General features: G+C 73.4%; 9 protein-coding genes. 5 read left to right on the top strand and 4 right to left on the bottom strand.

Annotated features, from left to right (window positions below):
* Positions 1–148 precede the first annotated feature (148 nt).
* Together ACGFI8_RS38615 and ACGFI8_RS38610 are read right to left on the bottom strand one after the other, a co-directional pair.
* Positions 149–1177 carry a TRM11 family SAM-dependent methyltransferase gene (locus tag ACGFI8_RS38615; protein ID WP_392812272.1) on the bottom strand — a complete coding sequence of 343 codons (1029 nt, stop codon included), beginning with the start codon at positions 1175–1177 and terminating at the stop codon, positions 149–151.
* The gene (locus ACGFI8_RS38610; protein ID WP_392812271.1) at positions 1170–2243 is read right to left on the bottom strand and encodes a hypothetical protein; all 1074 of its coding nucleotides are present in this window, start codon (positions 2241–2243) and stop codon (positions 1170–1172) included. The genes ACGFI8_RS38615 and ACGFI8_RS38610 overlap by 8 nt, the downstream gene beginning before the upstream one ends.
* A 976-nt stretch (positions 2244–3219) precedes the next feature.
* Here ACGFI8_RS38610 and ACGFI8_RS38605 point away from each other — a divergent pair.
* The 3 genes from ACGFI8_RS38605 to ACGFI8_RS38595 all read left to right on the top strand — a co-directional run bounded on the left by ACGFI8_RS38605 (position 3220) and on the right by ACGFI8_RS38595 (position 6361).
* Positions 3220–4272 (top strand): hypothetical protein, encoded by a 1053-nt coding sequence (locus tag ACGFI8_RS38605; protein ID WP_392812270.1) that lies wholly within the window; start codon positions 3220–3222, stop codon positions 4270–4272.
* 834 nt (positions 4273–5106) lie between these two features.
* The gene (locus tag ACGFI8_RS38600) at positions 5107–5427 is read left to right on the top strand and encodes a pilin (protein WP_392812275.1); all 321 of its coding nucleotides are present in this window, start codon (positions 5107–5109) and stop codon (positions 5425–5427) included.
* A 7-nt stretch (positions 5428–5434) separates the two neighbouring features.
* Entirely contained in the window at positions 5435–6361 is a 927-nt protein-coding gene (locus tag ACGFI8_RS38595; RefSeq protein ID WP_392812268.1) for a hypothetical protein, read from the top strand.
* A 134-nt stretch (positions 6362–6495) separates the two neighbouring features.
* Here ACGFI8_RS38595 and ACGFI8_RS38590 read toward each other — a convergent pair whose 3' ends face one another.
* Together ACGFI8_RS38590 and ACGFI8_RS38585 are read right to left on the bottom strand one after the other, a co-directional pair.
* On the bottom strand, positions 6496–7731 hold the full coding sequence (locus tag ACGFI8_RS38590) for a hypothetical protein (RefSeq protein WP_392812266.1): 1236 nt from the start codon (positions 7729–7731) through the stop codon (positions 6496–6498).
* Between the two features lie 5 nt (positions 7732–7736).
* Positions 7737–8033, bottom strand: a complete 297-nt coding sequence (locus ACGFI8_RS38585) for a hypothetical protein (RefSeq protein ID WP_392812264.1) — start codon at positions 8031–8033, stop codon at positions 7737–7739.
* 146 nt (positions 8034–8179) lie between these two features.
* Here ACGFI8_RS38585 and ACGFI8_RS38580 point away from each other — a divergent pair, with 146 nt between their 5' ends.
* Together ACGFI8_RS38580 and ACGFI8_RS38575 are read left to right on the top strand one after the other, a co-directional pair.
* Positions 8180–9154, top strand: a complete 975-nt coding sequence (locus ACGFI8_RS38580; protein WP_392812263.1) for a PrgI family protein — start codon at positions 8180–8182, stop codon at positions 9152–9154.
* Positions 9151–10965, top strand: coding sequence for a VirB4 family type IV secretion system protein (locus ACGFI8_RS38575; protein WP_392812261.1), 1815 nt, complete (start codon positions 9151–9153; stop codon positions 10963–10965). Before ACGFI8_RS38580 ends, ACGFI8_RS38575 begins: the two co-directional genes overlap by 4 nt.
* Positions 10966–11114: the final 149 nt, after the last annotated feature.

Raw genomic sequence — 11114 nt, 5'->3', positions numbered from 1 at the left:
TCCAGTTGGGCGTAGACGGCGGCGGGTTCCCAGCCCGTGTCGGCGAAGACCGCGGCGTCGAACCGCGGGATCTCCCGACGGGCGGCCAGCAGCAGACAGACCGAGCTTTGCACACCGGCGCCGAGACTCAGGTATCGGTGGGCGGCCGTCATCGGCGCCCTCCACCACTGTCCGATGTGGACACATCGGTTCCCGGTCCGGGGGTCGGGGGCTTGGCGAAGATGAGCACGTCCTCGTGCGCGATGAGGTGCATCGGCGTGCCCGCGGCCCGGGCTTTGCGCACCGACTGCAGCTGGAAGAACGACGGCCGGGCGACGAGTTGGCCGTCGCGGACCGCGGCGAGCAGCGCGATACACCGCTCGGTCGGGACGAGTCCGGCGCGGATGCCGGCGCCGATGACCGCGGAGGGCAGGTCGACGAGCTCGCCGCGTTTGCGCCACGGCCGGGCGGTGACCACGACGATCCCGCCGGGGCGCAGCAGGGTGGCGCAGCCGCGCAGGATGTCGGCGAAGCCGTCGGTGAGACCGGTCAGGTCGCGGTAGGCGAGGTTGCCCTTGTCGGTGCCGTCGTTGTACCGGTTGTTGGAGATGTCCAACTCGTCGCCGACGGCGACGTGGCCGTGCACGGTCGGCCCGTACGGCGGTGACGTCACCACCAGAGCGACCTGCCCGGCCAGGGCGGCCGGGACGAGCGACAGGATCGCGGTGGCGTCCCCGCGGATCACGCCGCCCCGCCCGGCCGCGCCCTGGGTGCGGGCGTGACGCAGGTTGGCGTCGGCGATGTCGGACCAGCGGGACTCGTACTCCACCCCGAGCGCGTCACGGCCGGCGTGCACGGCCTCCACCAGGGTGGTGCCGATCCCGCACATCGGGTCCAGGACCAGGTCGCCGGGGCGGGTGTAGGCGGCGATGGCGTGCGCGGCGATCGCGGGCAGCATCCGGGCCGGGTGCTTGACCGAGTCCGGCACGTACCGGCCGCGGCGCTGCACCGGCCCGGTCTGCTGCGCGGTCGCCCACACCGACAGCCCTTCCGGCACCGGCATCGCCGTGGGCCCCCCGCCGATGGCGCGGTGCCGGCCGTCGTACGCCTCGGCGCCCGGCTCGGTGACGTCCGGCCGGCCGGTGCCGCGGCCCGGCTCGTCGGGGCCGGTGGCGAGGACGGTGCGGGGCTCACCCATGGCGCTCACCACCGTCCAGGCCGTCCCGGCGGTGCCGGCGCGGCGCCGCCTTGTGCGGGGTGGCCGGGGTGAAGACGAGCAGGTCGGCGTGCACCCGCAGGTGCGCGACGGTCCACTGTTGCCCGGCGGCGGTCGCGCGGGCGCGGGCCAGGGTGAGGAGTTCCTCGTCGTCGACGTGGTAGACGAACGCGTCGCCGTGCTCGCCGCTGATGTCGGCGGCGACGGCCGCGATGTGCTGCAGATAGCCCAGCCCGGCACGGGCGGCGGCGGTGACGATCGGTGAGAAGTCCTCCGGCGCAGCCTCCTGCCCGATGCCCGGCTGCCCGGCGCTGGCGTGTCCGGCGGGGGCGGCCACGACGAGGACGAGGCAGCCACCGGGGCGCAGCAGCTCCCGGCAGGCGGCCAGCAGCCAGGCCAGCCGGACCCGGCCCGCGGCCGGGTCCGGATCGAGCGGCCAGGTCGCGACGGCCAGGCTGGTCAGCCCGGTCAGCGACACACCCTCGGGCACCGGCGACACGGGCGGGCCGTGCGGCGGCAACTGCGCGTCGGACAGGTCGTCACCGAACCAGTCGGCCAGCGACACCGCCCCGGCATCACGGTCCGTCTCCAGGTCACCGCCAGCGTCGATGCGGGCGGCACGCGCGGGACGGGCGCCGTGGTACGGCAGCCGGTGGTCGGTGTCGGTCTCGTCGTCGGCGTCGGCGGGGCTGCCGGTGCCTGTGGCGGTGGCGGGGCCGACGATGAGGGACGCGACGTCGGTGAACCAGGCCCGGTGATGGCGGCGGGCGCCGGTACTGCAGGCGGTGGTGAGGACGTGGTCGTCGGTCAGGTCGACGACCACCTCGCCGGGGCGGCTGTAGGCGGCGACGAGCCGCCGCGCCAGCCGGGCGGGCATTGACGCGCCGCGGTCGCCGCTGGCACGGGCGGTGCGCCAGACGGTGATCGGCACCGGCGGGTCGCCGGCGACCAGGTCGACCAGCGGCCGGCCCTCGCCGGGCGCGCCGGCGAGGCCGAGGTCGGGATCGGGGTTGGGGTTGGTGGGGTGGTGCGGCGGGTGCTTGCTCATGTGACTGTCGGCTCCGCGCCGCGCCGTGAAGCGCTGACATCCCCCTATCCGGTTCTGTGAGCCCTGGCGAACACCCTTGCCGCTCACAAGCCGCTCACAGCCGCTCACGCCCGCAGACGGTGACCGATCGCGGGGGTGATGTCCGCTCACAGCGGTGATTCCTGTCAAGCACCCGGCCGCTCACAAGCCGCTCACGGCCGCCCGTTCGTCGCGCCCGTACCCGGACTCCGTGCACGGTCCGCCGCGCAGCGGGTCACGGTGCCGCCCGCCGCGCACCGTGGCGCTGCCGGTCCAGCCGTGCCGGTCGCCGACTGGGCCGGTTGGGCCATGCCCCCTACACCTGGGGCGGTGCGCCCGGCGTGGCCGCGCTGCGAGGCCGCCGAGGACGGCGGCGGTGACATCGGCTCCAGTCAGCAGTGACGGCGGGCGCACCGCGCCGCCGACGTGCGGCGGCAGCATGCCGCGACACCGATGTCATCGATGCTGATCGTTGACACGGGCGTGCCGGCCAGCGGAGACCACTGTCACAGGCGACCGCATCGACCGGTCATCTTCGCTGTCACAGGCCGCCGCCGGCGCGGCATGCCGCCAGCGGCGGGCGGCCGATGCTCCCAGCGCGTGAGCGCGCCGTGAGCGGCTGTGAGCGGGCTCGGCGGGGTGCCGCGTGGCGCCGAGCCGCTGGACGGCAGCGCCCGCGCTGCCGCGTGTCACGGCGTCATGGCCGCATGTCCAACGTCGACCGTCGTGTCAATCCGCAGGTGAACGACTGTGACAACCGTCCATGTCAACGATCACAGTCGATGTCAAAGATCGTGTGACTCGGTCGGCGCCGCAGGCTGTCACGCCCTGCCCGCGGCCGTCCTGACCGGCGTTGTGTGTGCCGCGTGAGCGGTGTCTGGCGCACTGATGCCTGCGACACCGCCGTGACACGCCGCCGGTGTCAATCCCCGATCTTCACTGTCATAGGAGCTGTGACATGACCGTGTCCGCCGCCGCGCACCACGCCGACCGTGACACTGCCGCTGACACCACCCCTGATGGCCGCGTCACCGCCACGGCGCCGCCTGACACCGCCGCCGGTCACCCGGCCGCCGCCGGCGCCGGTCCGAGCGTCCAGGACCACGCCGGCGCCTGTACGGCCCGCGACGGGCGTACCGCCGGGCAGGAGGACTGGCCGTCGTCGCCGTTCGCGTGCGTGGACGCCGCGTTCGCCGCATTGACCTGCGACCCGGACCCGCTGTGCATCGACCTGTCCCACCTCGATCCGGCGCTCGGCCTGCCCAGTGGGCCGGTCAACGTGGCGGAGCTGCGTACCTGGCTGGCCCGGCACCGGCGGAACTGGGTCGGTCTGGACGCGGTGTGGCGGGAGCTGATCACCCGCGCCCGCCTGCACGGGCCGGCCTGGGTGGTCACGGCGACCGCGCTGGCCCTGCCTGCCCTCGTGCGGCACGCCGCCGCCCTGGTCGCCGGCGGCTGGCGCGGTGACCCGGACGACGTCGACGCCGAGGTCCTCGCAGGGTTTCTCGCCGCGTTGCGTGACCACGTCGACGTCGCCAAGCCGGCCCCGTACGCCAGCCTGTGCCGGGCCGCGCAGCGCGCCGGGCACCGTCTCGTGGCGCAGCAGCGCGACGTGCTGCTCGTCGATGACCTCGACGCCGTCGCGGCCGGCCCCCGGACTCCGCAGCGGCCGTGGGGTCACCCCGACCTGCTCGTGCGGCGGGCGGTCGAGCTCGGGCTGCTCGACGAGGCCGACGAGCAGCCCTACATCGACACCCGCCTCGGCCGGCGGGCGATCGAACCGATCGCCGTGCGGCTCGGCGTCACCGTCGACGCGCTGCGGATGCGGCTGCGCCGCGTCGACGCCCGCCTTGCCCGGGCCCTCGCCGACGGCGTCCTCACCGGGACGGTCTCCCCGCAGGCCCAGCAGGCCCTCGCCTGGCAGGCCGAACAGCGGCGGCTGGCCCGCACCGCCCAGGTCGCCACCGCCACCGCCACGACCACCGCACCCGCGCGGCTCGCCGCGGCCTGAACCCCGATCCGGCCGCCGACCGGCGGGCCACCACCGTTCCAGCCGTCACCGTCCGGGCCGTGCCGCCGACCACCTCCAGGTCGGCGGCACGGCCCGTTTCCGCGCCTGTTCGCGGCTCGCGGCCGCCCGCCCACCCGGCGGCCAGGCCCACCAACCAAGGCGGCGGCTGGGGGCAGCCGTCCGGTGTGAGCGGGCGTGTCGCGCACACGGGCGGCTGTGAGCGGGGCCTACGCGCACAGCCGCGGCGGTGTGCGGTGTTGTGAGCGGCTGTGAGTGGCGGGGGGTGTTCGCCACAGCTCACAAACCCGGATAGGGGAGTGCAGGACTTCCCGGCCCGGCCGATCGACGGCCCGAACCGCGCGGGTTCTGCCCGCCGCCGGGCGTACGTCCCGGTCGCGAGTGCCGCGCCGGCCTTGCGCTCGGGTGCCGCGCCAACGTGATGCGCTGACACCTCATCCACAGCCGACCCGTAAGGGAGGACGAGCTCCTCCCGAGCGCGCCACGGCTCGCGACGCACTCGCCCATACCGGGATCCGCTCGGCGGCGGCCACATCCGTCGCTGCTTCGAGCATTCGCCCCGCGCCGCCCGCCTCAGCAGCCCCGCCGCCCCGACATCGGGTGCCCGGGGTGCCGGGGCGCCGGCGCGGGGCGGGAGGTGACCCAACCATGTCCCCCACTGTGCGGGCACGCCCGCGTGCCCTCGACCCGCACCCCACCAACCTTGCCCCGGCCGGCGGCAACCCGGCCCTACCCGCTCATCCCGTCGCCGGCGCCGAGGCGCCGTCCGGGGCGCCATCCCGCACCGCGCGGCCCGTCGTGCGGCGAACCGCCCGGATGGTGACCATCGGCACGACCGCCGTCGTCCTGATCGCGCTCCCGTCGGCCGCCTACGCCGATCCGGGCGGGCCGATGGTCCTGGCGGCGAACTCGCTGCCGGTCGTCATCGCCAACCTGCAGAACTGGATCATGGGGATCCTGGCTGCGGTGGCCACACTGTTCCTCGTCCTGGCCGGCGTGTACTGGGCCACCGCCGGCGGTGACCCGGCCCAGGTCGACAAGGCCAAAGGCGCGTTGAAGAACGCCCTGATCGGCTACGGTCTGGCCGTCCTCGCGCCGATCCTGCTGCAGGTCGTCCAGGGCATCGTCGGGGGCTGAGCCGACGATGGTCTGGTTCCTGGACGACATGCTCGACTGGTTCGCCGACAAGATCCTGGCCTGCTTCGACGCGCTGATCGGCCTCATCACGAACGCGCTGCTGATCACCCCGGACGTCACGACGTTGCCGCAGGCGCAGGCCCTGACCGGCCGATCGGTGCTGATCGTCGACCTCGTCTTCGTATTGTGCTTCGTCGCGGCCGGCGTGCTCACCATGACCACCGGCGGCGACGAACGCGCCCGCTACACCGTCAAAGACCTGATCCCGCGCTGCATCGTCGGGTTCGTCACCGCCCACTTCTCCCAGCTGTGGTGCGCCAAGCTGATCGAGCTGGCCAACGCGTTCACCGCGGCGCTCGTGCAGGACAACCTCGCCGGAGACGGCGAGCCGCGCCCCGCCGCCCTCAACGGCATCAAGAACCACCTGCTCGCCGCCCAGGACCAGACCGCCGGGCTGCTGTTCTGCGTCTGCGCGGTCATCATCCTGATCCTGCTCGGCTCGACCGCGCTCTCAATGATCGGCAGGTTCACGACCGTGCTCCTGCTCACCGCCGCCGCGCCCCTCGCCCTGGCCTGCCACGCCCTGCCGCAGACCGACCCGGTCGCCCGGCTGTGGTGGCGCTCCTACGGCGTCGCCCTGGCGATCCCGGCCGTGCAGGGCCTCACCCTTTACGCCGGGCAGTGGATGCTCACCGACGGCAGCACCATGCTGCCCGTCGTCGGCCTGCCGATCGAACCCGGCGGCGTGACCAACCTGTTCGTCGTCATGGTCCTGCTCTGGACCACCGTGAAGGTCCCCGGCCTGATGCGCCGCTCCCTGTCCTCCGGTGGCCAGCGACCGAACTTCCTCGGCATGGTCGTGCGGGTCGTGGTGGTGCAGCAGCTGTCCCGTGCCGTGCCTGGCCTCGGTCGCGCCGCTCGGGCGGTGACCTGATGAGCCACAACCCGGCCGGCCGGGACCGCCGCGACGACGAGGCTGTGCGGGCCCGCATGCCGACGGTCGCTTCATACCGCCTGCTCTGCTGGTGCTGGTTGGATTCGGCACTGCCGGTCCCGCGGGTCGCGACGTTACTGGGTGTTGCTGAGGACTCGAAGCGCTCCCTGAGCCAAGATGTGGCCTGCCTTGACCGCTACGGTGACGCAGGGTGCGTCCAGCCATCCGGGGTCGTGGCTCTGTTCCCATGCGACGATGTCGGTCGCGATGGCCAGGGCCTGACCGTCCTGGGCCTGCAAGAGTGCGTGCGCCAGTTTCAGGTACGCGCCTGGCTGAGTCCCTTCGAGCTGTTCGGTCATGCCGGTGATGTGGTCGCCGGTCTGGTGTGCGTGGTGGGGATACAGCGCAGCAAGACAAGCCAACGCGTATCTGACCGCGGGTGGTTCGGTATTCCATCGGGCCAGCAGCGCGGGAACCTGCGCATCGACGGTGCGGTGAACCTGATGGGCCCGTTCGTCGGCGGCGGGCGGTCGGTTCTGGACAGCGGCGCGGTCGGCGTCGACGAGCAGGCCCTCGGCCCATCGGTCGGCCGCGATGAGCAGCCACACGTAGAGGTCGAGGCGCTGTTTGGCCGGCAGCGCCCCAGAAACGATCATGCGGGTCAGGAACGGCAACGTGGGGGCGGTCGCCGAGTAGCAGGTCCCTTGATGCAGCAGGTCGTCGCCGAACAGTTCGTCAAGGGTCTGGTCCCAGTCGCCGTACGGGTCGGCCAGTGCCCGCAACAGGTCGGGGACATCGTCGGCGGGGCCGTGGGCGTGTTCCAGCTCCGTCCAGGCGATCTCGTCCAGCCCGGACAGGTCGATTGGTATGTCCTCGGCATGGTCGGGTGCCAGTCCCAGGGTCGCCGGCGGCGGCGCCGTGCCGAGGACAACGCTGGGGATGGGAGGCCGTGCACCGGGGTTGGTGTACTCGATCGGGGCGTTGATCGGCCGGATCCGCGCGAGCAGGGTCGGGTCGCAGCGGCTGCCGCCGTTGCGGTAGCCGGCGTGTTGGCGTGCCACCACGGCGGCGTGGCGGCCGACCGCGTTGATGGTGCGGTGGCCCGCGAGGTCGGGCGGGTAGGGGCCTTCGTCGATGGCGGTGACGGTCCAACCCTTCGCCTGGCGGGCGGGTCTGGCGCTGACCAGTGGGAATCCGTACGCGGCCAGCGCCTGCGCCAGTGCCCGCGCGTGCTCCTCGTCCGGCACCACGAAGTCGTGGGTGCCGGAAACCGCAGACCAGCCGGCCATCTCATCGGGTCCTTTCACGATCTCCGCCAAGGTACGAGTGCCCTGCATCTCATGATCGCCTGGGAGCTCGTCCGGACCCACGGTGCTTACGGGTCGGGTGGGGTAAGCCGCACGGATGCTGCCACCTTCTGCCGGTAGATGGCCCGGGGTGGCGGGGTCCCAGGGGATGCACCAGCATCCGCTGGGGCCGCGACGGGGGCGGGGGCCCGGCCGGGGCGCAGCCAGTCGGAGACGGCGTCAGCGGGGATACCAAGCTCAGCGGCGGGTTGCTTGACGCTGACCTCGCCGTCGTGGACCGCGGCGGTCCGCGGGTCGACCGCGTCGACCAGCGCCCGCGCGGCCGTCAACCCCTCGACCGCCAGCCGTTCCGCCGAGGCCGGCACACCCCCGGTCGGTCCACTTCTGGGGCACGGTGACACGCCGCCTCCCTCGACCTCGCACACAAAGAACAGGCCAATGCGCTTGTGCTGCGTAAACAGCACGGCAAGGCGTTGGCCCCGTACCGGATGGAAAGGGTGAGTGATCACCAATGAGTCCGAAGAACAGCGCTGACGAGCCCTACAGGGCACGGGTTCCCACCGACGTCGACGCCCCCGACAGGATCGTCTACGGGCTGACGTTCCGGCAGCTGGCCATCCTCGCTGTCGCCGCCGTCATCGGCTACGGCGCCTGGAAAGCCCTCCACACCCTGCTGCCGGTCCCGGTACTGCTCGGCGGTGCGGTCGTCCTCGGCGGTCTCGTCTTCGGCCTGGCCGTCGGCCGCCGCGACGGGCTGCCCCTCGACGTGTGGCTCCTGGCCGGGCTGCGGCACTGCCGCGCTCCGCGGGCGCTGACCACGACCGACACCACCGCGCAAACCCCGGACTGGGTCGATACCTCCGTGAGCAGGATGCCCCCGCCCGCGCCACTGAAACTGCCGGCCGCCGCGATCGGCGACGACGGGCAGATCAGCCTCGGCGGCGCAAGAGCGGCGATGGTCGCCGCGACCAGCGTCAACCTCGCGCTGCGCACCCCCGACGAACAGGCCGCGCTGATCGACACGTTCGGCCGCTGGCTCAACAGCCTCGCCACCCCCACCCAGATCGTGGTGTCGGCGCAGCCCGTCGACCTGGCCTCCGCCGCCAGAAACCTGGCCCGCGCCGCGGACCGGCTGCCGCACCCGGCCCTGGCCTCAGCCTGCGCCGACCACGCCCAGTTCCTGGCCAACCTGACCGAACGGCGCGACCCGCTGCGCCGGCAGGTCCTCATCGTCACCCGCACCGGCGCCGGCGAACGCGGCGAGCACGCCGCCCGCCGCCGCGCCGACGACACCGTGCGTGCCCTGTCCGGCCTCGGTGTCACCACCCGCGCCCTGGACGGACCAGCGGTCACCGCCGCGCTCGCCGCGGCGGCCGACCCGTACCGGCCACCCCGGCCCGGTGGCCTCGCCGCCCCCGACGCGGTCATCACCGGACCCGCGGTCGCCAGCCGGAAACCCATTCGACGCAAGGAGCCATCCCCATGAGACGCACCAGAACCCGCCCGGCGGCGCGACACACCGTCGACACTGCGGCGCTGCCCCCCGCCGGAGGCGTGGCGGCGGCGGTCGCCCCGACCTCGGTCGAGGTCACCCCGCAGATGCTGCGGGTCGGCGACGGCTACGCCGCCACCCTCGTCGTCACCGGCTACCCCGCCGAGGTCGGCCCGGCCTGGCTCGAGCCGCTGCTGTCCTGGCCGGGCCGGCTGGACCTCGCGCTGCACATCGACCCGCTCCCGGCACCTGCCGCGGCGAAACGGCTCCGCAACCAGCGGGCCCGGTTCGAATCCTCCCGCCGTGCCGACGCCGAGCACGGGAAGCTCACCGACCCCTCCGTCGAGGCCGCGGCCGAAGACGCCGCCGATCTCGCCGAGAGGCTGGCGCGTGGTGCGGCCAAACTCTTCCGCGTCGGCCTCTACCTGACCGTGCACGCCCGCACCGAGGCCGAACTGCTCGACGCGTGCGCGCAGGTCAAGGCCGCCGCGGCGTCCACGCTGATCGAGTTGCAGCCGGCGACGTGGCGGCACCTGCCGGGCTGGACCACCACCCTGCCCCTGGCCACCGACAGCCTGCAGATGCTGCGCACCATGGACACCCAGGCGCTGGCAGCGGCGTTCCCCCTCGCGAGCTCGGATCTGCCGGCGCCGCTGCCCGGCGACCCGGCCACCACCGGCGGCGTGCTCTACGGGACCAACCCCGACTCTGCTGGCATCGTCTGGTGGGACCGCTGGGCCCAGGAGAACCACAACTCGGTGGTCCTCGCGCGCAGCGGCGCCGGCAAGTCGTACTTCGGCAAGCTCGACGTGCTGCGCAACCTGTATCAGGGCGTCGTGGTGTCCGTCGTGGACCCCGAGGACGAGTACGCGCGCCTGGCCGACGCGGTCGGCGGTGCCGTCGTACGGCTCGGCCAGCCCGGCGTGAAGATCAACCCCCTTGAGCTGCCGGCCGGGGACACCCGCCCCGACGTGCTCACCCGGCGTGGCCTGTTCCTGCACACCCTCATCGCGGTCCTGCTCGGCCATCAGCCGCCACCACAGGAACGCGCCGCGCTGGACCGGGCGATCCTGGCCACCTACCGGCAGGCGGGGATCACCGCCGACCCGGCCACCCACCGCCGGCCCGCCCCGCTCCTCGCTAACCTCGCCGCAATCCTGCGCGCCGACAGCGACCCCGCCGCGACGCAGCTCGCCGCCCGGCTCGCCCCATGGGTCGACGGGTCATTCGCGGACCTGTTCAACGGCCCGACCACCACCCGCCCCGACGGGCACCTGGTGGTGTGGTCGCTGCGACACCTGCCCGAGGAACAGCGCACCGTCGGCACCCTCATCGCCCTGGACTCGATCTGGCGCAGCGTCGACGCCCCCGGCAACCGCAGGCTGGCCACCCGCCGACTCGTCGTGGTCGACGAGGCGTGGCTGCTCCTGCGCGACGGTCAAGGCGCCCGATTTCTGTTCACGATGTCCAAGGCCGGCCGGAAACGCAACGCGGGTCTGTCGGTGATCACCCAGGACGTCGCCGACGTCCTGGGCACCGACCTGGGCATGGCCGTGGTGTCCAACGCGGCGACGCAGATCCTGCTCAAGCAGGCCCCGCAGGCGATCGACACGGTCGGAGACGCGTTCGGACTCACCGCCGGAGAACGGCGGATGCTGCTGTCCGCCCGCACTGGCCACGGCCTGCTCATCTGCGGCACCAACCGCACCGCGTTCGAGTCGATCGCCTCACCCAGCGAGCACGCCCTGGCCACCACGAAACCAAGCGAGCTGCTCGACCTCGACGACGAGGAGGACCTGCTGTGAGCAGCTTCCTCACCGGTTCCGGCAGCGCCTTGCCCGCGCTGGAACAACCCAGCCACCCGCCACCCGAACTCGCGTTGCTCGCCCCGCCGTCACCGGCGCCCAGCCCCTCCGGGCCGGGCGCCGGTTTCGGTTCCCCACCCCTATCGCCG

This window comes from Dactylosporangium sp. NPDC048998 (assembly GCF_043197855.1).
In the GTDB taxonomy this organism is placed as follows: Bacteria; Actinomycetota; Actinomycetes; order Mycobacteriales; family Micromonosporaceae; genus Dactylosporangium.
This window is presented reverse-complemented; position numbering and strand designations above follow the sequence as displayed.

What these genes read in the sequence shown, in the direction of transcription:
- ACGFI8_RS38615 (WP_392812272.1), bottom strand. Translation starts at nt 1,177, where the DNA reads ATGGGTGAGCCCCGCACCGTCCTCGCCACCGGCCCCGACGAGCCGGGC.
- ACGFI8_RS38610 (WP_392812271.1), bottom strand. Translation starts at nt 2,243, where the DNA reads ATGAGCAAGCACCCGCCGCACCACCCCACCAACCCCAACCCCGATCCC.
- ACGFI8_RS38605 (WP_392812270.1), top strand. Translation starts at nt 3,220, where the DNA reads ATGACCGTGTCCGCCGCCGCGCACCACGCCGACCGTGACACTGCCGCT.
- ACGFI8_RS38600 (WP_392812275.1), top strand. Translation starts at nt 5,107, where the DNA reads ATGGTGACCATCGGCACGACCGCCGTCGTCCTGATCGCGCTCCCGTCG.
- ACGFI8_RS38595 (WP_392812268.1), top strand. Translation starts at nt 5,435, where the DNA reads ATGGTCTGGTTCCTGGACGACATGCTCGACTGGTTCGCCGACAAGATC.
- ACGFI8_RS38580 (WP_392812263.1), top strand. Translation starts at nt 8,180, where the DNA reads ATGAGTCCGAAGAACAGCGCTGACGAGCCCTACAGGGCACGGGTTCCC.
- ACGFI8_RS38575 (WP_392812261.1), top strand. Translation starts at nt 9,151, where the DNA reads ATGAGACGCACCAGAACCCGCCCGGCGGCGCGACACACCGTCGACACT.